The organism is Rhodococcus sp. NPDC127527, assembly GCF_042672245.1.
Classification (GTDB): Bacteria; Actinomycetota; Actinomycetes; order Mycobacteriales; family Mycobacteriaceae; genus Rhodococcus_G.
Genome location: NZ_JBHXVP010000010.1, coordinates 185341 through 206167, shown reverse-complemented (window position 1 = coordinate 206167; position 20827 = coordinate 185341). Strand labels below are relative to the sequence as shown.

The 20827-nt window shown below is 70.2% G+C and carries 21 protein-coding genes and 1 tRNA gene; 16 read left to right on the top strand and 6 right to left on the bottom strand.

Annotated elements, in window-relative coordinates:
• Positions 1-2: 2 nt before the first annotated feature.
• The gene (locus ACFVH2_RS18020) at positions 3-2468 is read left to right on the top strand and encodes a lysylphosphatidylglycerol synthase domain-containing protein (RefSeq protein WP_378423245.1); all 2466 of its coding nucleotides are present in this window, start codon (positions 3-5) and stop codon (positions 2466-2468) included.
• A 110-nt stretch (positions 2469-2578) separates the two neighbouring features.
• Here the strand turns inward: ACFVH2_RS18020 and ACFVH2_RS18015 are convergent, their stop codons facing one another.
• Complete coding sequence (locus tag ACFVH2_RS18015) at positions 2579-4915, bottom strand: DEAD/DEAH box helicase (RefSeq protein WP_378423247.1); 2337 nt, start codon at positions 4913-4915, stop codon at positions 2579-2581.
• Between the two features lie 377 nt (positions 4916-5292).
• On the opposite strand from ACFVH2_RS18015, the gene ACFVH2_RS18010 reads away from it, so the two are divergent.
• The 4 genes from ACFVH2_RS18010 to ACFVH2_RS17995 all read left to right on the top strand — a co-directional run bounded on the left by ACFVH2_RS18010 (position 5293) and on the right by ACFVH2_RS17995 (position 10057).
• Entirely contained in the window at positions 5293-5496 is a 204-nt protein-coding gene (locus tag ACFVH2_RS18010; protein ID WP_005515803.1) for a cold-shock protein, read from the top strand.
• A gap of 173 nt (positions 5497-5669) precedes the next feature.
• Entirely contained in the window at positions 5670-6254 is a 585-nt protein-coding gene (locus ACFVH2_RS18005; protein ID WP_378423252.1) for a hypothetical protein, read from the top strand.
• Between the two features lie 102 nt (positions 6255-6356).
• Positions 6357-9302, top strand: a complete 2946-nt coding sequence (gene topA, locus ACFVH2_RS18000) for a type I DNA topoisomerase (protein WP_378423254.1) — start codon at positions 6357-6359, stop codon at positions 9300-9302.
• Between the two features lie 23 nt (positions 9303-9325).
• Entirely contained in the window at positions 9326-10057 is a 732-nt protein-coding gene (locus ACFVH2_RS17995) for a helix-turn-helix domain-containing protein (RefSeq protein WP_378423256.1), read from the top strand.
• On the opposite strand, the gene ACFVH2_RS17990 is transcribed toward ACFVH2_RS17995, so the two are convergent.
• A complete protein-coding gene (locus ACFVH2_RS17990; RefSeq protein ID WP_378423258.1) occupies positions 9994-10383 on the bottom strand; it encodes a VOC family protein in 390 nt (129 codons plus the stop codon). The two genes, ACFVH2_RS17995 and ACFVH2_RS17990, sit on opposite strands and share 64 nt — an antisense overlap.
• A 95-nt stretch (positions 10384-10478) precedes the next feature.
• On the opposite strand from ACFVH2_RS17990, the gene ACFVH2_RS17985 reads away from it, so the two are divergent.
• From ACFVH2_RS17985 to ACFVH2_RS17975, 3 genes are all read left to right on the top strand, one after another.
• A complete protein-coding gene (locus tag ACFVH2_RS17985; protein ID WP_378423260.1) occupies positions 10479-11672 on the top strand; it encodes a DNA polymerase III subunit delta' in 1194 nt (397 codons plus the stop codon).
• Between the two features lie 70 nt (positions 11673-11742).
• Positions 11743-11815 (top strand) — tRNA-Thr (locus ACFVH2_RS17980).
• 276 nt (positions 11816-12091) lie between these two features.
• On the top strand, positions 12092-12217 hold the full coding sequence (locus ACFVH2_RS17975; protein ID WP_378423262.1) for a hypothetical protein: 126 nt from the start codon (positions 12092-12094) through the stop codon (positions 12215-12217).
• Positions 12218-13273: 1056 nt separating this feature from the next.
• Here the strand turns inward: ACFVH2_RS17975 and ACFVH2_RS17970 are convergent.
• A complete protein-coding gene (locus ACFVH2_RS17970) occupies positions 13274-13762 on the bottom strand; it encodes an FBP domain-containing protein (protein ID WP_378423264.1) in 489 nt (162 codons plus the stop codon).
• Positions 13763-13909: 147 nt separating this feature from the next.
• Here ACFVH2_RS17970 and ACFVH2_RS17965 point away from each other — a divergent pair, with 147 nt between their 5' ends.
• The 3 genes from ACFVH2_RS17965 to ACFVH2_RS17955 all read left to right on the top strand — a co-directional run bounded on the left by ACFVH2_RS17965 (position 13910) and on the right by ACFVH2_RS17955 (position 15237).
• Complete coding sequence (locus tag ACFVH2_RS17965) at positions 13910-14125, top strand: DUF4287 domain-containing protein (RefSeq protein WP_378423266.1); 216 nt, start codon at positions 13910-13912, stop codon at positions 14123-14125.
• 81 nt (positions 14126-14206) lie between these two features.
• Complete coding sequence (locus ACFVH2_RS17960) at positions 14207-14773, top strand: hypothetical protein (protein WP_378423268.1); 567 nt, start codon at positions 14207-14209, stop codon at positions 14771-14773.
• Positions 14774-14907: 134 nt separating this feature from the next.
• A complete protein-coding gene (locus tag ACFVH2_RS17955) occupies positions 14908-15237 on the top strand; it encodes a hypothetical protein (RefSeq protein ID WP_378423270.1) in 330 nt (109 codons plus the stop codon).
• 270 nt (positions 15238-15507) lie between these two features.
• Here ACFVH2_RS17955 and ACFVH2_RS17950 read toward each other — a convergent pair whose 3' ends face one another.
• A complete protein-coding gene (locus ACFVH2_RS17950) occupies positions 15508-15873 on the bottom strand; it encodes a PH domain-containing protein (protein ID WP_378423271.1) in 366 nt (121 codons plus the stop codon).
• A 120-nt stretch (positions 15874-15993) separates the two neighbouring features.
• Here ACFVH2_RS17950 and ACFVH2_RS17945 point away from each other — a divergent pair, with 120 nt between their 5' ends.
• The 3 genes from ACFVH2_RS17945 (at position 15994) to ACFVH2_RS17935 (ending at position 17424) form a co-directional block, all read left to right on the top strand.
• Positions 15994-16587, top strand: coding sequence for an RDD family protein (locus ACFVH2_RS17945; protein WP_378423273.1), 594 nt, complete (start codon positions 15994-15996; stop codon positions 16585-16587).
• 4 nt (positions 16588-16591) lie between these two features.
• A complete protein-coding gene (locus tag ACFVH2_RS17940) occupies positions 16592-17014 on the top strand; it encodes a DUF2752 domain-containing protein (RefSeq protein WP_378423275.1) in 423 nt (140 codons plus the stop codon).
• A 212-nt stretch (positions 17015-17226) separates the two neighbouring features.
• A complete protein-coding gene (locus ACFVH2_RS17935; protein WP_378423277.1) occupies positions 17227-17424 on the top strand; it encodes a hypothetical protein in 198 nt (65 codons plus the stop codon).
• 3 nt (positions 17425-17427) lie between these two features.
• Here the strand turns inward: ACFVH2_RS17935 and ACFVH2_RS17930 are convergent, their stop codons facing one another.
• Both ACFVH2_RS17930 and ACFVH2_RS17925 read right to left on the bottom strand, forming a co-directional pair.
• Positions 17428-18195 carry a MerR family transcriptional regulator gene (locus tag ACFVH2_RS17930; RefSeq protein ID WP_378423279.1) on the bottom strand — a complete coding sequence of 256 codons (768 nt, stop codon included), beginning with the start codon at positions 18193-18195 and terminating at the stop codon, positions 17428-17430.
• Between the two features lie 32 nt (positions 18196-18227).
• On the bottom strand, positions 18228-18716 hold the full coding sequence (locus ACFVH2_RS17925; protein ID WP_378423281.1) for a DUF6194 family protein: 489 nt from the start codon (positions 18714-18716) through the stop codon (positions 18228-18230).
• A gap of 84 nt (positions 18717-18800) precedes the next feature.
• Between ACFVH2_RS17925 and ACFVH2_RS17920 the strand changes: the two genes are divergently transcribed.
• Positions 18801-19457: a GntR family transcriptional regulator gene (locus ACFVH2_RS17920; RefSeq protein WP_378423283.1), complete on the top strand. Its 657-nt coding sequence runs from the start codon at positions 18801-18803 to the stop codon at positions 19455-19457.
• Complete coding sequence (locus ACFVH2_RS17915) at positions 19454-20716, top strand: MFS transporter (RefSeq protein ID WP_378423285.1); 1263 nt, start codon at positions 19454-19456, stop codon at positions 20714-20716. The genes ACFVH2_RS17920 and ACFVH2_RS17915 overlap by 4 nt, the downstream gene beginning before the upstream one ends.
• Positions 20717-20827 lie beyond the last annotated feature (111 nt).

The window sequence follows — 20827 nt, the reverse complement described above, 5'->3', positions numbered from 1 at the left end:
CAGTGAAGGTGGACGGGCGGGAGGTCCCGGTACACGGCAGCCTGCTGCAGCCGCTGCGGCGGCGCACCAGCGACCAGATCCGCGTTGCGCTCTCGGGCATCTGCGTGCTCTCGGTGGTGGTGGTCTCGCTGGTCACCCGGGGCCGCTGGGAGTCGCTCGAGCACTCGATATCCGACATCATCGGCGTCGCGTCCCCCCAGTTCTCGAACCTCGTCTACTCGTTGTACGGCGTCGCGATCCTGGCGCTGCCGTTCGCGATCCTGCTCGGGATCGTCGTCGGGCGGCGCTGGAAACTGCTGGCCGGCTACGCCGCCGCGGCACTGATCGCCGGAATTGCCCTGTCCATCACGGGAACCGGCATCTCTGCTCCGCAGTGGCACCTGGACCTCACCGCCCACCTGGACACCTTCCTCTCGCAGTTCCTCGACGACCCGCGGTGGATCGCGATGCTCGCCGCCGTGCTCACCGTGTGCGGGCCGTGGCTGCCCAAGCGGTGGCGGATGCTGTGGTGGGTGCTGTTGCTCGCCTTCGTGCCGATCCACCTGTTCGTCAGCGCCGTCGTCCCGGCGCGGTCGATGCTCGGGCTCACCGCGGGCTGGTTCGTCGGCGCACTGGTCGTGCTGTTCGTCGGGACCCCGGCGCTGGAGGTCCCGGTGGACGTCGCGTTGCGCGTCCTCGACCGACGCGGACTGCGGGTGCAGGAGCTGACCGTGCTCAGCCCGGCGGGACCCGGGCCGTTGGTGCTGTCGGCCCTGTGCCAGGTGGCGCCCGGCCGCGACGTCGTCGACCGGCCGTGGCCCCGGGCCGGCGAACCCGATCACCAGGTCTCGACGGCCGATGTGGCGGTGTGCGAGGCGGGAACGACGACCGTGGTCCTCGACCTGTTCGGCCAGCACCAACGCAGCGAGGCTGCGGTCCGGCAGGCGGGCCGCTGGCTGACGCTGCGTAGTTCGGAGACCCCGCCGGCGTTCGCCTCGCTGCAGCGGGCGGTCGAGCATCGCGCGTTGATGTCGACGGCGATCGGTGGGCTCGGATTGTCCGCGAACTGGCCGGTCGCGGTGTCCTCGCTCGACCGTGGATGGATGCTGTACGCGCACACCGCCTCCCGCGGCGAGCCGCTCGACGGGCAGCAGCAGGATCAGCTGGCCGTGGTGTGGGACGGCCTGCGTCGTCTGCACGCCCGACAGATCTCGCACGGCGACCTGCGCCCGGAGAACATCAGGACGGCGGCCGGGGTGGCCCGGTTCGAGGGCTTCGCCCGGTCGGAGATCGGAGCGACGGAGGCCCAGTTGCAGTCCGACGTCGCGCAGCTGCTGCTGGTGACGGCCGAGCTGTTCGGGGTGGAACCGGCGGTGCGTGTGTCGATCTCGGCGGTGGGCGTCGACGAGGTGATTGCCGCCTCGGGTCGGCTGACCCGCAGCGCGATGCCCAAACGGATCCGCCGGACGGCGCCGAACGTGGCCGAGCTGATGAAGTCGATCCGGTCGGAGGTGCGCACCCAGACCGACACCGAGGAGATCCGAACCGAACAGGTCACCCGGTTCAGCCGCAATCAGCTGATCCAGTTGGTGCTGCTGATCGGGCTGGTCTACGTGGCCTACCCGTTCGTCAGTGCGGTACCGACCTTCGTCACCGAGCTGGGTTCGGTGAACTGGCTGTGGGTGCTGCTCGGTCTCGTCGTCTCCGGCCTGACGTACATCGGTGCCGCCGCGGCGCTGTGGGCGTGCGCGAGCGAGTCGGTGAGCTTCAAGAACCTCACGATCATGCAGTTCGCGAACACCTTCGCCGCCACCACCACCCCGGCCGGGGTCGGGGGACTGGCGTTGAGCGCGCGGTTCCTCCAGCACAACGGGCTCGGCGGGGTGCGCGCCACCGCTGCGGTCGCGCTTCAGCAGACCGTCCAGGTGGTCACCCACATCGGGCTGCTGGTCGTGTTCAGTGTCGCGGCAGGCAAGAGTGCAGACCTCTCGCACTTCATTCCGAGCGGGACAGTGCTCTACCTGATCGTCGGTGTGGTGCTCGGGGTGGTAGGTGCGTTCATGGTGGTGCCCAAGCTGCGCCGGTGGCTCCGCGACGACCTGCGTCCCCAGATAGCCGATCTGACCGCCGAACTGGCCGACCTGGCCCGGGACCCGGGTCGGTTCCTGATCATCGTCGGCGGCTGCGCCAGCACGACTCTCGGTGCGGCACTCGCACTTTGGGCGAGCGTCGCGGCGTTCGGCGGTGGGGCCACCTTCATCACCGTCACCATCGTCACGATGATCGGTGGCACCCTGGCGTCCGCCGCCCCGACCCCCGGTGGCGTCGGGGCGGTCGAGGCCGCCCTGATCGGTGGACTCGCAGCCTTCGGCGTACCCGCGAGCGTCGCGGTGCCGTCGGTGCTCCTGTACCGGGTGCTCACCTGCTGGCTGCCGGTCTTCATCGGCTGGCCGACCATGCACTGGCTGCAGCGCAACGACCTCATCTGACCCGACCCCCGACCCCCGCCCCCCGACCTTCCCGAATGGCCCATTCGTTCAGTCCGACTGAACGAATGGGCCATTCGGGAAGGGGCGGGGAGGGTCAGCGGGGGAGGGCATCAGGGAGTGGGGGAGAGGGCGTCGAGGACGGCCGAGAGCAGTCGCACCGCGCCGTCCTTGTCGAGCGGGTTGTTGCCGTTGCCGCACTTCGGCGACTGCACGCAGGACGGGCACCCGGCCGCGCACTCACACGCGCGGATCGCATCGCGGGTGGCCCGCAGCCAGGGACGCAGTTCGGCATGACCGCGGTCGGCGAAACCGGCCCCGCCCTGGTGCCCGTCGTAGACGAACACCGTCGGCAACCCGGTGTCCTGGTGCAGTGCCGTCGAGACCCCGCCGATGTCGCCGCGGTCGCAGGTGGCCACGAGGGGCAACAGTCCGATGGCCGCATGTTCGGCGGCGTGCAGGGCGCCGGGGAACCGGTCGGCGGGGATGCCGGCCGATTCCATCAGTTCCGGTGTGACGGTGTACATCACAGCCCGCGTCCGCAGGCTCTGCGGCGGCATGTCCAGTTCCACCGAGTCGAGTACCTCGCCCGACGGCAGCCGCCGCAGGTACCCGACCACCTGGTGGGTGACCTCGACCTCGGTGAGTGCGGTGGTGACGGCGCCGTGCTCGCTGCGCTCGAGGACGGCGGTGATCGCGATGTCGGTGGTTTCGCGGGCCGAGGTGGTCCACTCCGGCGTCTCGGCGTGCACGAGGGCCAGTCCGTTCTCCAGGTCGAGGTCGTCGACGACGAACGACTCGCCCTGGTGGATGTGCACGGCGCCGGGGTGCGCGGTCGCGGGGGCGCGGCCGCCGTCGACGGTGCCGAGTAGCCGCCCGGACTCGGCGTCGACGATCGCGACCTGCAGACCGATGCCGCCGCGGATGTCCACGGCGGCATGTGGATTCGACTCGGCGGTGACGAACCAGCCGTGCGCTCGCCTGCGGATCAGGCCCTGGGCGGCGAGCTCGGTGAGCACGTCGACCGCGCCGAACCGTTCCACCTCGGCATCGCTGAGCGGCAACTCCAGTGCGGCGCACAGCAGTTGCGGGCCCAGCACGTACGGGTTGGTCGGATCGGTGACGGTGGCCTCGACCGGCTTGTCGAGCAGGGCGGCCGGGTGGTGCACCAGGTACGTGTCGAGCGGGTCGTCGCGTGCGACCAGCACCACCAGGGACCCCTCGCCGCGTCGGCCGGACCGCCCGGCCTGTTGCCAGAACGAGGCGACCGTGCCGGGGAACCCGGCGACCACCACCGCGTCCAATCCCGCGATGTCCACGCCCAGTTCCAGTGCGTTCGTGGTCGCGGCGCCGAGCAGGGTGCCGTCGGCCAGCGCGGCCTCCAGCGCGCGTCGGTCCTCGGCCAGGTACCCGGCCCGGTACGCCGCCACGCGTTCGGCGAGGTCCGGGTCCACCTCGGCGAGCAGGCGCTTGGCGCCCATCGCGGTCAGCTCGGCGCCGCGCCGGGACCGTACGAAGGTGAGGGTGCGGGCCCCCTCCACCACCAGGTCGGCCATGATCCGCGCGGCCTCCGACCCGGCGGCGCGTCGTACCGGGGCGCCGTTCTCGCCGGTGACCTCGGCGAGCAGGGGCGGCTCCCACAGTGCGACCGTCCGCGGTCCGTGCGGGGACCCGTCCACGGTGACCTGTTCGCACGGTGCGCCGATCAGCCGGCCGGCGGCCGCTCCCGGTTCCGCGGTGGTGGCGCTGGCGAGGACGAACACCGGGTCCGCGGCGTACCGTCGCGCGATCCGTCGGAGCCTGCGCAGCACGAGTGCGACATTGGATCCGAAAACTCCGCGATAGGAATGACATTCGTCTACGACGACATATTTCAATCGGCGAAAGAAATGCGCCCACCGCTGATGCGAACGAAGCATGCCGATATGCAACATGTCCGGATTGGTGAATACCCAGCGTGAGTTCGCGCGCACCAGTTGCCGCACCTCGGTCGGGGTGTCGCCGTCGAATGCGTTGGGGTACACGTCCGCCAGCGCCTCGGCCCGGTCGCAGAGCGTGGCGACGGCCCGGATCTGGTCCGCGCCGAGCGCCTTCGTGGGGGCCAGGTAGAGCGCGGTGGCGCGCGGATCCTCGGCGAGCGCGGTGAGGATCGGCAGTTGGTAGGCCAGCGACTTCCCGGAGGCGGTTCCGGTCGCGACGACCACGTGCGAGCCCGCCGCGGCGTGCGCGGCGGCCTCGGCCTGGTGTGTCCAGGGCCGGGGGATTCCGTTCTCCCGCAAGGCTTCGACCACTTCGGGATGAGCCCACGTCGGCCACTGCGCGTACCGCGCCTCCCGCGCCGGCAGTTCGGCCACGTGGGTCAGCGGATCCTCCCCGCGCGCGGTGCCCGCCAGGACGCGTCCGAGCAGGTCGTGGCCGTAGCTCCCCGCGCCGGCGTCGGGTGGGATCAAGGGGTACTCCGCGTTCGTGTATCGGTCGTGCCTCACCGCGTCCGACCTGGGGTTTTGATGCTACTGGGCGGTAGTTGCGGACGGCGCGACGGCCCTCCGGAACGGTAGTCGGACAATTTGTGGAGCTGTTACCGGCAGGCAGTCGGGAACAAGATCATTTCGTTATGAGTTTTCGACTGTTGTAGTGGCACGAAGCGTGGTTGACTGGCAAGTGGTCGCAGCTTCTGTGTTCGTGTACGCGCTCGCAGGATCGATGTTGCGAGCGGTGTGCTCGATGCTTTTCCTGAGGGGGAAATCAGCGGTACAGCGGTCGGAACCGGCCCGGTGGGCTGTAAGCGCTGTCCGCCGCATCCGGTGTTAGAAAGAGAAGGAAAAGTATGGCACAGGGCACTGTGAAGTGGTTCAACGCGGAGAAGGGCTTCGGCTTCATCGCCCCCGAGGACGGCTCCGCTGACGTCTTCGTCCACTACTCCGAGATCCAGGGCAGCGGATTCCGCACGCTCGAGGAGAACCAGCGCGTCGAGTTCGAGGTCGGTCAGGGCACCAAGGGTCCCCAGGCCACCGGCGTTCGCGCGATCTGATTCGTCAGTACCTCGGTACGGATTGCACTCGTCCCCCATCACCGTGAGGTGGTGGGGGACGAGTCGTCCGTGGGCATGGCCGGCGAAGCTGCCCGTGCCGCGGAAAGCACCACTTGCGTTGTCGCGCCAGCGAACCCCGCGCGCGTGAACCGTTTGGGTCTACTGTCGCTGGTGTGAACCAGCTGTCCTTCTTCTCCGCAGACTCGGTCGCACCCGAGGTGGCCGACCTGAGCGGATTGCTGGCCGGTCCGGGCCAGCTCGCCGCCGCCGCCGACCGCGCGCGGGTCTCGGTGGTCGTCGACGCGCAGTGGCGGGCCGACGCGATCGCCGAGATGATCGAGGACGCCGGGCTCGTGGCCGAACTGACCCGTTCCGACGAGGGCACGCCGCTGGTTCGTACCGGCTCGGTGACCGAACTCGCCGTGCTCGCCGTCCGGTGGACGAGGGGGGCGGTCAAGGCGGTGCCCGCCGGCTGGGTGCCCGGGCCGCGTGCTCTGCGCGCCTGGGCGTTGGCCTCCGGCCGGGCCGAGGGGGAGGGCGACCGATTCGTGCTCGGGCTCGACCCGCGCGCCCCCGAGACCCACGCCGTGCTCGCCCAGTCGCTGATGCGGGCGGGCATCGCGCCGACGCTGTTCGGCACCCGCGGGACGAGTCCGGGACTGCGGATCGTCGGTCACCGGCGCCTGCAGCGGCTCGTCGAGAACATCGGCGAACCGCCCGACCAGCAGGAGGCTCGCGCGGCGTGGCCGCGGGTGTAGAACTTATCGACACGGGACTGATCTGCAAGGATTGTCCCGAGGTGTGTCACGCTGTAACCGATGTGATCACCGTTTCGAGTCGAGGAAGGTGCAGGCAACAACGTGGCAGCCCGGGAGAAGGACACGGCCGGAGATTCGTCTGCGTCGGCCGGCCAGACGCGCCGTCTCGTCATTGTCGAGTCGCCGACCAAGGCCCGTAAAATCGCGCCCTACCTGGGCAAGAATTACGTAGTCGAGGCGTCGGTCGGGCACATTCGGGACCTGCCGCGCGGCGCGGCGGACGTGCCGGCCAAGTACAAGGGTGAGCCCTGGGCTCGGCTCGGCGTCAATGTCGACCACGACTTCGAACCCCTCTACGTGGTCAGCCCGGACAAGAAGTCGAAGGTCACCGAGCTCAAGAGCCTGCTCAAGGACGCCGACGAACTCTTCCTCGCCACCGACCCCGACCGCGAGGGCGAGGCCATCGCCTGGCACCTGCTCGAGACGCTGAAGCCGAAGATCCCGGTCCGCCGGATGGTCTTCCACGAGATCACCAAGCCCGCCATCCTCGCCGCCGCCGAGGACACCCGCGAGCTGGACCAGGACCTGGTCGACGCGCAGGAGACCCGCCGCATCCTCGACCGTCTGTACGGCTACGAGGTCAGCCCGGTGCTGTGGAAGAAGGTCATGCCGAAGCTGTCGGCGGGCCGAGTGCAGTCCGTGGCGACCCGCGTGATCGTCCGGCGCGAGCGCGAGCGCATGGCGTTCCGCACCGCCGAGTACTGGGACATCTCGGCGACCCTCGACGCCGGTGCCGACGCCAGCCCGCGCAGCTTCGGGGCCCGGCTGGTCAGCGTCGACGGCGCGCGCGTCGCGTCCGGTCGCGACTTCGGTCCGGACGGCGCACTCAAGTCCACCGGCGTCACCGTCCTCGACGAGGCCGCGGCCCGTCGGCTCGCCGACGCACTGCACGGCGCCGACCTGACCGTGTCCTCCGCCGAGGACAAGCCGTACACCCGCAAGCCCTACCCGCCGTTCATGACCTCGACGCTGCAGCAGGAGGCGGCCCGCAAGCTGCGGTTCTCCTCCGAACGCACCATGCGCACCGCGCAGCGGCTGTACGAGAACGGCCACATCACCTACATGCGTACCGACTCGACGACGCTGTCGCAGTCGGCGATCTCGGCGGCGCGCGCGCAGGCCACCGAGCTGTACGGGGCCGAGTACGTCAGCCCCTCGCCGCGCCAGTACACCCGCAAGGTGAAGAACGCGCAGGAGGCACACGAGGCGATCCGACCCGCCGGCGACGTCTTCGCGACCCCCGGCCAGCTGCACAGCCAGCTCGGCACCGACGAGTTCAAGCTCTACGAGCTGATCTGGCAGCGCACCGTCGCCTCGCAGATGCAGGACGCCCGCGGCACCACGCTGACCCTGCGCATCACCGGCACCGCCAGGTCTGGTGAGGAAGCGACGTTCTCGGCGTCGGGTCGCACGATCACGTTCCCGGGCTTCCTCAAGGCGTACGTCGAGTCCGTCGACGAGGAGGCCGGTGGCGACTCGGACGACGCCGAGTCGCGGCTGCCGGTTCTCGTTGCGGGACAAGGCGTCACGGCCACCAAGCTGGACCCGGACGGGCACACGACCAACCCGCCCGCCCGCTTCACCGAGGCCAGTCTGATCAAGACGCTCGAGGAACTCGGCATCGGTCGACCGTCCACGTACGCCTCGATCATCAAGACGATCCTCGACCGCGGCTACGTCTACAAGCGCGGCAGTGCGCTGGTCCCGTCGTGGGTGGCGTTCGCCGTGATCGGACTGCTCGAGTCGCACTTCGGCCGGCTGGTGGACTTCGACTTCACCGCGGGCATGGAGGACGACCTCGACGAGATCGCCGGTGGCCGCGAGCAGCGGGCGAACTGGTTGTCCAGCTTCTACTTCGGCGGTGAGCACGGTGCCGAGGGTTCGGTGGCACGCTCCGGCGGACTGAAGAAGATGGTCGGCACCAACCTCGAGGACATCGACGCCCGCGAGGTGAACTCGATCCGGCTCTTCGACGACTCCGAGGGCCGCGAGGTGCACGTCCGGGTCGGCCGCTTCGGTCCGTACCTCGAACGGATGGTCGTCAATCCCGATGACCCCGAAGGGGATCCGATCTCGCAGCGGGCCAACCTGCCCGACGACCTGCCGCCCGACGAGCTCACCCCGGAGTACGCGGAGAAGCTGTTCGCGACTCCGCAGGACGGCCGCAAGCTCGGTGTCGATCCGCTGACCGGGCACGAGATCGTCGCCAAGGAAGGGCGTTTCGGCCCGTACGTGACCGAGATCCTGCCGGAGCCGCCGTCCGAGCCGGAGCCGGACATCGTGCCGGTGCCCGTCGAGGAGACCGCCGACGGCGCGGTCAAGACGAAGGCGCCGGCCAAGAAGGCGGTGAAGAAGGCCGCGAAGAAGGTCGCCGGACCGAAGCCGCGCACCGGTTCGCTGCTCAAGTCGATGGACGTCGCGACGGTGACGCTCGAGGACGCGCTGCGGCTGCTGTCGCTGCCGAGGGTGGTCGGCGTCGACCCGGAGTCGAAGGAAGAGATCACCGCACAGAACGGCCGCTACGGCCCGTACCTGAAGAAGGGCACGGATTCTCGCTCGCTGGCGAACGAGGAGCAGATGTTCACCGTCACCCTCGAGGAGGCGCTGAAGATCTACTCCGAGCCGAAGCGGCGCGGGCGCCAGGGTGCCGCGACGCCGCCGCTGCGCGAGCTGGGCAACGACTCGGCGACCGACAAGCCGATGGTGATCAAGGACGGCCGCTTCGGCCCCTACGTCACCGACGGCGAGACGAACGCCAGCCTGCGCAAGGGCGACGAGGTGGAGACCATCACCGACGAGCGGGCCTCGGAGTTGCTGGCCGACCGTCGGGCCCGTGGGCCGGCGCCGAAGAAGACCGCGAAGAAGGCGGCGAAGAAGGCCCCGGCCAAGAAGACCGCCGCCAAGAAGGCGGTCGCCAAGAAGGCCGTCGCGAAGAAGGCGCCCGCCAAGAAGGCCCCGGCGAAGAAGGCTGCGCCGGAGCAGGACTGAACTCCGTCGGGGCGGGCGACGTCGTGTACCGGGAGTTGGAGTCCGGCGTCGCCGGGGCGGTCGCGTGGTCGGTCAGCTCGCCCGACCCGGACGCCGAGGCGTTCGTGCTGCCGGACGGCTGCATGGACCTGATCTGGCACGAGGGCGGCTTCGTGGTCGCAGGCCCGGACACGGTGGCGCACCACACCAGCGCCGCGGGCTCGCGCGCGATCGGACTGCGTTTCGCGCCGGGGCTGGGTCCACGGGTGTTCGGAGTGCGGGCCGACGCGTTGCGCGACACCCGGCTCTCGCTCGACGAACTGTGGCCGGATGCGGTGGTGCGCAGGCTCTCCGACGCCGCCGAGATGGACCCGCTGCGCGCCATCGCGGACGAGGCCCGGCGTCGGCTCGACGGGGTCGGCCGACCGCTCGAGACCGCGATCGCCGCGGAGCTGGCCGCCGGCGCCTCGGTGGCCGAGGTCGCGACCGGGCTCGGCTGGAGCGAACGCAAGCTGCACCGAATGTCGTTGTCCGCGTACGGGTACGGACCGAAGACGCTCGCCCGGGTGTTGCGCTTCGACCGTGCCCTCGCGGCGGCGCGAAGCGGCACCCCGTTCGCGCGGGTCGCCGCAGAGGCGGGATACGCCGACCAGGCTCACCTCGCCCGGGAGGTCCGCGCGCTGGCCGGCGAGTCTCTCACCGCCCTCGTCGGCTACCCGGGCAGCGCGGCGAACAGGTCGACGGTGTTGCCGTCCGGGTCCTTCACGACGGCGTAGCGCTGTCCCCAGAACGCGTCGAACGGCGCGAGGTCGCCGGCGCAGCCGACCGAGGTGAGCTCGGCGTACTTCGCGTCCACCTCGGCCGGGGCGCCGCAGTCGAAGGCGAGCGCCGGCCCGCCCTGGCCGGGCGTGAAACCGGGGTGGAAGGCGCGCATGGTCTCCACGGTGTCCCAGGCCAGGCGCAGCCCGCCGGGCAGCGTCACCTCGAAGTGCGGCTCACCGGCCGACTCGGCGGGCAGGTCGAGACCGAGCCGCCGGTAGACGTCGAAGGAACGGGCCATGTCGGCGGTGACGATGCCGACGAGTGCGATGCGGGGTGTCATGGCGTCGACGCTACGACCCGCTCCGGCGGTTGTCTTGTACGTTTCGGACGCCCGCCGCCGTCGGACTGTCGGCGCCGGTCGTTACGCTGTGGCGCATGGCGGGTGTCTTCGATCGGCTGGTCGGCCAGCAGCATGTCGAGACCGAACTGGCTGCCGCCGCGACGGCGGCGCGAGGCGGGAGCGAGGCCGCGGGATCACTGATGACGCACTCGTGGCTGTTCACCGGCCCGCCCGGATCGGGCCGTTCGGTCGCCGCGCTGTGCTTCGCGGCGGCGCTGCAGTGCACCGGTGACGGCCCGCCCGGCTGCGGGACCTGTCACGCCTGCACCACGACGATGGCGGGCACCCACGGCGACGTGCGGCGGGTGATCCCGGAGGGCCTGAGCATCTCCGTCGCCGAGATGCGCGGCATCGTGCAGACGGCGTCCCGTCGCCCCAGCACCGGCCGCTGGCAGGTGGTGGTCATCGAGGACGCCGACCGACTGACCGAGGGCGCCGCGAACGCGCTGCTGAAGGTCGTCGAGGAGCCGCCCGCGCGGACGGTGTTCCTGTTGTGCGCGCCGTCGGTGGATCCACAGGACATCTCCGTGACACTGCGGTCGCGCTGTCGGCACGTCGCGCTGGTGACCCCGTCCGTGGCGGCGATCGCCGGGGTGCTGCGGGACCGCGACGGGCTCGCCGAGGAGACCGCGACCTGGGCCGCGGCCATCAGCGGCGGGCACGTGGGTCGCGCCCGCCGGCTCGCCACCGACGAGGAGGCCCGGACCCGCCGCAGCCAGGCGCTGGGCATCGCGTCGGCCGCGACCCGGGCGAGCACCGCCTACGCCGCGGCGGACGAGTTGGTGCGGACCGCCGAGGCGGAGGCCAAGGAGATGAGCGCCGCGCGGGACGAGCGTGAGACGGAGGAACTGCGCACGGCGCTCGGCGCGGGCGGCACCGGCAAGGGCGCGGCGGGGGCGCTGCGCGGCTCGGCCGGCGCTCTCAAGGACCTCGAGCGCAGACAGAAGTCGCGCGCGACGCGGACCGGCCGCGACAGTCTGGACCGTGCCCTGATGGACCTGGCGGGCCTGTACCGCGACGCGCTGGCGGTCTCGCTCGGGACGACCGCGCAGCCCAACCATCCGGACAAGGCCGACCAGGTCGTGAAGATGGCCGCCGCGGGCAGCCCGGCCGCGCTGTTGCAGTGCGTCGAGGCCGTACTCGAGTGCCGCGAGGCGCTGTCGACCAACGTCAAACCACGTTTCGCGGTGGCCGCGATGGTGGCGAAACTGGGGGCTGTCCTCAGTTAGCAGGGGGCCGTTTTCACATCCGCGGCGTGAGCCGTTAGACTCCTGCTTGCTCGATCGCAAGGTCGGGCGCGCTGCCTTAGCTCAGTCGGTAGAGCATTTCACTCGTAATGAAAAGGTCGAGAGTTCGATTCTCTCAGGCAGCTCAGTGAAACCCCAGGTGAGAGCACGATTCACCTGGGGTTTTCTGCGTCCGGACCGGGTAGGGGCGGGCGCGAGCTCGCGGAAGCGCCGGCCCGCACCGGCTTCCGCGCAGACCGCACAGTCCAGTACTCGCAAGTAGTCGAGGGGCGGGGCTACGGTTGGGCCGCCGCCCGACCCCCCCAGAGGGCGGTATAGGCCCCGCCTGGCGCACCCCCCGAGTCAGGCGGGGCCACCCAGCACGTCAGCAGGACACTGAGCAGATCGAAGGTGTAGTCGCCATGGCTCCGCGAGCATCGTCGCCCAGAACCAAGTCGGTCGCGGTGCGCGCAGTGGCCGTGGTCGCACTCGCCGTGGGGGTCGTCGCTGCAGCAGTCAAGGGATTCGGCCTGCCGGTCATGCGTTGACCAAACTCGGACATATCGTCATCGAATGCCGACGCGCGAAGGGCCTACTCGGTTACGGTGAGCGCGCGTCGCCCCTCCAGTGGCGCACGGCCCCACCAGCGGAGCCCTCCTCGTGCTGGTGGGGCCACCCCGAACGGTACTGCGCCTACGGCTCGGCCGCCTCGGAAAGTACCGACACTGCGGTATCGATCACCCCCTGTGCAAAGCGGGGGCGAATCGTGTCGACGCGCGGTAGCGTCCATCGCCGCCCGGCATCCGTGGCAAGTCCGGCAGGCCGACTCTACGGGTGGCCGACGGGTGGCCCAGCCTGCCGACGTCGCCAGACCGGGCCTGGGCGCCGCAACTCCCGTGTCCCTCTCGCTCGTGCTCGGCCGGGTTGGCCCCCAGCCCTTTTGGCGCCTCGGGTAGGGGCGGGCTCGGACGGCGACCGGTCGAGTTCACGTTCCGCTGCGCGTAGCGTAAAACACATCTAAAGTCTTGCGAAGCACTGCCAGACACCGCCCCTCCGGGACGCCTGGCAGTGATCCGGGTCGGTGCCGCGTCGTCGGGTGCCGGCCGGTGTCAGCATCCGACAGGAGGCGCGTTGTGGGTGATCGGATCGAGCGAAGCCCGGAAGCCAGGATCTGGCCTGGCATGCTGGCTGCGGGCGCCGTCGTCATCGTCGTGGTTGCCGTCTTCTTCGCGGCCTTACCCTGAGCCGAGACCGCTCCGATCCGGGTGGCCGATTCGTCGGATGAAGCCGAATCGCGTTGGCAAATAACAGGTTAGGGTCCCGGCTACGAGTTGTCCCAGATCCGTTCGCATCTGGTCGGGTTCGCAGACGAGTTGTGCCCCAACGGGTATGGAGTCAGCCCTGCCGGCTTCCGCCCGGCGGTGGATTGTCGGCGGGGGGGCTCTGCTGAGAGCCCGCTGTGAGTTGGACGTTCGTATAGTCGCTGTCCAGGACATTTTCCGTTACTGTCACCGGCGGTACCGCCTGACCCCAACCCGGGCGGTGCAGGCCCCACCGGCCTTGCCCTCCTCGTGCTGGTGGGGCCGCCTCCGCCCGAGCTGCGGTCAGGCGTAGAGCCGTGCGATGAACGCGCTCATGTTCTCGCGCACCCGCTCGACCTTCTCGTCGATGCTGAGGTGCTCGCGATACCGGTTGCCGAGTGCGGGCCGCTTCTTGTTGCGTGCGTACAGCGAGCAGGCGAGATCGGTGCACATGTAGGTGCCGGTGGTGTTGCCCCGGCGCCCGGAGTCGCCGGCCCTGGCCGCGGTCATCAGCGACACGCCGCCGCCGGTGTGCGTGGTCTTGCAGATCGTGCACATCTGCGCCCGACCCGACCCGCCGGTGGGGTACCGCAGGGCGACGCCGACGAGGCCGTCGTCGCGCGGGACGACGAGGTAGCAGCGTCCGGGCAGCGACGGTGCGCTCCAGCCGAGAAAGTCCAGATCGTCCCACGGGCGATCGTCCAGGTCTCGGGGCACCGGTAGGCGTTTGGCATCACCCTTGGAGCAGTTGACGAACGACGACCTGATGTCGTCTTCGGTGACGGGGTCCATGAGGGGATCGGCTCCTAGCGTTGATGCGTCGAGAAAGCGGCTCCCACGCTACGGCCGGCCGCAGGCGCCGAACAACGGGTTTTCGTCGGTCACCGTCCCGGCGCGGGATTCCCCGGGTCTGTCGGGACCGCGCGGTACGTTCCGTGCATGAGCGAATCGGTGAAAGGCCCCGCGTCCTACTTCCCGTCGATCGAGCAGAAGTACGGCCGCCCGATCGGCGAGTGGCAGAGCCTGATCCGCTCGTCCGAGTTGACCAAGCACGCGCAGTTGGTCGACTGGCTCAAGTCCGAACACGGCATGGGGCACGGCCACGCGAACGCGCTCGTCGCCCACACGCTGAAGGAGGACGCGGCCCAGGCGTGACCGCCCCCGGCTCCCCGGGTTGTCGGCGTTGTCGCCGGAACCGGGGGACCGGGGCGTGGGTCTCTGGTAAGCCTGTCGGGCATGAGAAAGATGATCGTCGCGGCGCTCGGCGTCGGGGTCCTGCTGGTCGCCGGGTGCGGCAGCGACGAGGGGTCGACATCGGGAACCACCGCGGCCGCTCCCACGTCGGATCGGATCGAGCCGGACCTGACGCTGTACAAGGTCGGGGCGCCGGTCTCGAACGGCGGCGTGACCGTCACCGTCCGGTCGGCGGCCTCGGTGCCCGCGGTCGCGATGGCGTCCGGCCCCGGCGAATACGCGGACCAGACCGCGCCCGCAGGCGAGAAGTTCGAGGTGATCGACGCGGTCGTCAGGAACGACTCGGCCACCCCCATGGACCTGTCCTGCGGTAAGGCGATCGGAACCAGGCTCGTCGACGACCAGCGCCGCCAGTTCGACGTCATCGCCGCATTGGACCGGGTACAGGGCAACCCGGCCTGTGGCGTCACCCTGCCGCAGGGGGCGGAGTCGCAGATGAAGTGGGTGTTCGCGGTGCCCGTCGACGCGGTCCCCCGTGCGTTCGGCTTCTACGACACCGTGACCCAGCAACCATCCCAGGTGAAGGTGATCGACCTGAAGACTCAGTAGCGTCTCGGCCCCCGACTCGCGATCGCACACCTGTTGGCATCCCTCCACCGAATTCTTCGTGTTCTCTCAGGAACGGAGCCGACGGTCGATGGGGGTGGTGATTGCGGTGCCGCCCCGCGGAGAAGGGATCTGCGATGACCACTCGAGCCGGCCGCCGTCGCCCCCTCAGGTTGCTTGCCCGGATCGTCTGCGTCGGAGCCCTCGCCGCCGCGCCCCTGGCCTCGGTGGCCGCGCCGGCGTTCGCCGACCCCGGCTACGCAGGTGACGGCGACTACAACCACGACTACGGCGACCACGACTATCCCTACGACTACAGCTATCACGGCTGGGACCAGCACGCGGGCACCGAGAACTATGCACGCAATCGCGACTACAGCCCGGGCGACCGTGGCGACGGCGGGGTCCCGGCGTGCCCGTACCGGGCGCAGAGCGATCTGTGGTGGCAGAACTGCGTTCCGCAGTAGTGACGGTCCGCTGCCCTGTCCGAACGCGGGTCCGCCGGGAACTGGCCCCCCGCCGTGCTGTGGACAACTCAGGTGTGTCTCGCCCCGGTCACGGCAACTCGCCGGAGGTCTCTTTTCCACAACACGCTGCTCCCCGTCTTATCCACAGCCGCGGAATGCATGTTTGTACAGGTAGGGAAAGTTTCAGCCGTGTAATTCGATGCGCCATCCCCAGGTTGTCCACAGTCGCGGGGGCGTTGTGCATAGGTTTGTCCACAGCTGTGGACAGCCTCAGCCGCTGATCCGATCGAGGATCACCGAGTGCACATGGTGCGCCTTGTCCATCCCGCGGAAGTCCGCCTCGAAGGTGTCCGGGCCCGCGGTCAGCGCGACACTGCTCGACGAGAAGAACTGCCCGGCCCACGACTTGTTGCTCAGGAACGACACGGACCGGATGTTCCCGTACGGAATCGACGTGATCGCAACGCGTTTGCCGACGAAGCTGCGGTCCTGGATGACGACACGACGATCGGTCAGGCCGAGAAATCCGGTGCCCGCGCCGATGCAGTCGTAGACGGCAATGATGGTCTCGCCGTCGAGCAGTCCCTGCTGAACCTGCTTCAACTGGTCGGCTTTGTCGAAGATCGGCTCGCTCATAGTCGGCTCCAAGGTTCGGGGGTGGGCGTGGTTCCACCGTACGAGTCGCCGGGCACCCGGCGCGGGATTCGGACTATCGTGTGGACACCGAGTCCCGCTGCGGGAGAGGACGTGATGACGATGACCGGCCCCATTCCGGATCCGAATCAGCCCCCGTACCCACCGCCGAACCAGCCCGGGTTTCCGCCGCCCGGACAGGCCTATGCGGCGCCGCCGATGCCGATCTGGCCCTATGCCTCCTGGTGGTCGCGGGTCGGTGCATACCTGCTGGACCGCTTCGTCGTCCCGCTGCCCGGGCTGGTCGTCGCGGGCATCGGTGCGATCATCGCGTTCAAGGACTCGTCGTCGACCACCACGACGTACTCGGGAGACCACTACTACTACGAGTCGACCTCGGACTTGACCGGGGTGAACGGCGCCGGCGTGGCGCTCATGGTCGCCGGGATCCTGTTGGCGGTGGTGATCTTCCTCTGGAACGTGGTGTTCCGGCAGGGGACCACCGGCCAGTCCGTGGCCAAGAAATGGCTGGGCATCTCGGTGGTGCGGGAGATCGACGGCCGCCCGCTCGGGCCGGGCATGGCGTTCGTGCGCTGGCTGCTGTTGTGGATCCTGGGTTCGGCCTGCTTCCTGAACTTCCTGTGGCCGCTGTGGGATTCGCGTTCGCGGTGCTGGCACGACATGCTGGTCGCATCCGTTGTGATCCGGGCAACGTGATCCGATGACCTTGCCGCGCAGCGAGACTCGTACCCGTCGACTGGGTGCTCCGGCCGCGGTCGCGGCGGTCGGCGCGGCGGCCGCCGCCGCGCTGTACCTGAGGGATCCGCACCGCCCCGGTGCGTACGGGTTCTGTCCCTTCCACGCCGCCACCGGACTGTGGTGCCCCGCCTGCGGCGGACTGCGCGCGCTCAACGACCTCACCCACGGCGACCTCCTCGCATCGCTGTCGAGCAACCTGTTCGTCGCACCGCTGGTGGTGGTGCTGGCGATCGCGTGGGCGGCGTGGGTGTCACGGCGGTGGCGTGGCGTCGACGACCGCATGATCGTGCTGTCGCGGACGGCGACGGTCGCGGTCCTCGTCGCGCTCGCCGTCTTCACGATCGTCCGGAACACCCCGTGGGGGTCCGCGCTCGCCCCGATCTGAACGGTCCGCGCTACGGCCGCACGGACTCGACCAACCCCGGAGGTACACCGATGGCCCTGCAGATCTTCTCCCTCATCGTCCTGGTGGGTGCGCTCGTCGTACTCGTGCCGGTGGCCCGCAGGGTGTTCGGTCGACGCGACGACGACCACGAGAACTGAACACTTTCCGCCCGTTCCGCTCGACAGCGGCGCGCGCGCGGGCCATGCTCAGGCATGGCCGAATCGCTGCGAGACCGCGTCCGCGAAAAACTGCTGCGCCAGATCGCCGAGGACGGTGGCGCACCGACGGAGGGTGCCGAGGACGACGATCCCCGGCTGGTGGCGCTGGACGACGATCTGGCCGCCCTGGACGAGGCGATCGACGGTGACCCGGTGATCGAGCGGCTCGCCGCCAAGTACTGGGTGCCGTAACGGTCAGGACGCGCCCAGGCGGTCGGCGTTGGCGAGAATGGCCGAGCGGACGTACCCGGTGAACCCCGGTGCCAGGTCGTCCCAGTGCGTGGCCGCCGCAGGATCGGCGACGTAGCTCTCGGCGACCTGCCGGTGCAGCGCCGGCCCGCACTCGAAGAACCAGCGCGACAGGTGCGCGCGGTGACGTTCGGCGGCCGCCATCGCGACCGCACCGGTCGGGGGCTCGCCCGCCGTGATCGCCTCGGCGAACTCCCGGATGTTCGCCTCGGCCTCGGCCTTGATCTCGCGCCAGTCCGCCGCGGTGTAGGCGACGGCGCGTCGTCGCAGTTCCGCGCTCACCGCCGGCTGGTCCCAGCGATCCTCGACTCCGGCGAGCGACTCCTCGAACCGCGCCGTGCCGAAGATCTCGAACTGCTCCTCGGCGGACAGCGCGATCCCGGCCCGGCGCGCCCGCAGCTCGCGTTCGACGGCCTCGACCAGGGTGTCGAGTCGGTCCCGGCGCTCACGCAGCAGCCGGTGCTGTCGGCGCAGGTGATCGTCGGCCGCGGTGTCGGGTTCGGCCAGGATCGCGGCGATCTCGTCGAGTCCGAACTCGAGTTCCCGGTAGAGCAGGATCTGCCGCAGCCGCCCCACCTCGGCTTCCGAGTAGATGCGGTGGTTGCCGGCGCTGCGCCGGCGCGGGGTCAGCAGACCGATGCTGTCGTAGTGGTGCAGGGTGCGGACCGAGACGCCCGACAGTCGCGCCAGATCCCCGACCGTGTATCCGTCCACCCGGTCATCATCGCGCCCACGCGCGGCGGCCGTCACGACCGCGGTCGGTGTCTGGCCACCGCTCTGGCGTGCGCGTCGGTGAGCAACGCGCGCACCCGCGGGGCGCTGGCCCGTGACGGGTTGAGGATCGACACCCACGACTGAGCGGCGTAGGTCGGGTGCGGGAGCAGTTCGTCCAATGCGCTGTAGTCGATGCCGGTGGAGCGCTCGGTGACCGCAGCGGGCGGATAGCCGAGCAGTTCGCGGAAGCGGTCTCGACCGACCGCGATGTTGAGGCGGAACACACCTGGCCGCGACAACCGAGAGGAGGTGTCCCATCCCGCTACGTCGTTGGTCACGATGGTGGCGAACGGGAGGCGCCGGTCGGCGGGGGTGTCGTCGTCGGGATCGTAGAAGAAGAAGGAATCTCCCCAGGCCGCTTCCGGTGCGCCGTTCTCGGCGTTCGCCGTCGTGGCCACCACGCCGGGCAGCGCCCGGGCCGACTCGATGATCTCGGTTTCGGTGAACTCGGCTGCTGTCATGTCGGCCACGCTAAGACCTGACGTTGCGTCAGGTTCAAGCCCCGCGCGCCGCGATTCCGTTCGCCAAGCGTATAAATACATCTTGTGTCTAAGTTGCATTCCGCGTCGGAACAGGTCTACCGGGAGGTCAAGGAGCGGATCCTCTCGTCCGCGCTGCCCGGTGGCGAACTGATCAGCGAGGGCGAGATCGCTGCCGAGATGGGGACCAGCCGCACCCCGGTACGCGAGGCGTTCCTGCGCCTCGAGGCCGAGGGCTGGATGCGCCTCTACCCCAAGCGTGGGGCGTTGATCGTGCCCGTCGCCGACGGCGAGGCCGAGCACGTCGTGTCCGCCCGCCGGCTCGTCGAGACCGCCTCCGTGCGGGCCGTGGCCGGCGACGAGGCGGCCCGGATCGCGCTCGTGCGGGAGCTGCGCGCCTGCCTCGACGACCAGCGGTCCGTCGCCGCGGCCGGCGACGTCACGACCTTCAGCGGACTCGACGCCGACTTCCACCGCGCCGTGGTGCGGGCGGGCGGCAACCCGCTGCTCGACACCTTCTACGCGGGCCTGCGGGAGCGGCAGCGCCGGATGACCACCCGGTCGCTGGCGCGCGATCCGCACCAGCTCGGGTCGATCATCGACGACCACGCCCGGCTCGCGGACCTGATCGAGGCGGGCGACGCCGACGGCTTCGACGCCGCGGTCGCGGTGCACATGTACCGGGTGCACGGGCTGTCGCTGCCGGACGGCGCGGCGCGATGACCGCCGCGCTCGACGAGCGTCCGGAGGCGACGGCCGCGCTGCCGCGGTCGATTCCGCCGTGGACCCTGGTCGCGGGGGCCATGTTCGCGGTCGCGTGGGGCGGCAACGAGTTCACCCCGCTGCTGGTGATGTACCGCCTCGACCACGGGTACTCGCCGGTGGTCGTCGACAGCTTCCTGTTCGCCTACGTCCTCGGCATCGTGCCCGCGATGCTGATCGGTGGGCCCCTCTCGGACCGGCTCGGTCGCCGCCCGCTGATGCTCCCCGCGCCGTTCGTCGCGGCCGCCGGGTCGCTGGTCCTCGCGGTCGGCGCGGACAGCGCCGCCCTGCTGATCGTCGGTCGGGTGCTCAGCGGCGTCGGCCTCGGTCTGGGCATGGCGGTCGGCGGCAGCTGGCTCAAGGAGTTGTCGGCACGGCCGTGGGATGTGAAGGCGCGCACCGGGGCCGGTGCCCGGCGCGCCGCGATGAGCCTGACCGCGGGGTTCGCGATCGGCGCCGGACTGGCCGGGGTGCTCGCACAGTGGGCACCGTGGCCGAGCGCGTTGGCCTACGCCCTGCACATCCTGCTCGCCGTCGGTGCGGGCGTCGCGCTGCTGGCGGCCCCGGAGAGCCGGGCGGCGACCCCGGTCGCCGAGCGCGTCGCGTTGATCGAGGACCTGAAGATTCCGGCCGCGTCGCACCGGCGCTTCTGGTTCGTCATCGCTCCCGTCGCGCCCTGGGTGTTCGGCGCCGCCAGTTGCGCCTACGCGGTGATGCCGTCGCTGATGGCCGACCACAGCGGCGGCCGGCCCGTGGCCTTCTCCTCCCTGCTGTGTGTGGTCGCCCTGGCCTGCGGGTTCGGGGTGCAGGCGCTGGGACGCCGGATCGACACCCCGCACAGTGCCCGGGCGGTGCTGGTCGCGCTCGCGATCCTGGTGGTGGGCATGGTGATCGGGGCGGCGGCCGCGGACCGGCTCACCGTCCCGCTGGCCCTGCTGGCCGCGGTCGTGCTCGGCAGTGGCTACGGCATGGCGCTGGTGTCCGGCCTCCAGGAGATCCAGCGCATCGCCGGGCCCGACGACCTGGCCGGGTTGACCGCGGTCTTCTATTCGTTGACCTACCTCGGCTTCGCGGTCCCGGCGGCGATGGCGATCGCGGTGCAGGAGTGGTCCGGCGTGCTGGGCTACCCGGTGATCTTCCTGTTCGGTGCGGTCGTCGCGGCCGCGAGCCTGGCACTGGTCGCCGTCAAGAGTCGTTCGCACCTGCCGGAATGCGCATAGCGCAGTGGTGCGGATGCGGAGTCCGAGGACTCCCTTTCCGCAACACATCGGGGTATGCCCATCAAGGCAGGGTCATTCTCCAGTCCCACGCGTCCCACAACGGGCCCAGAC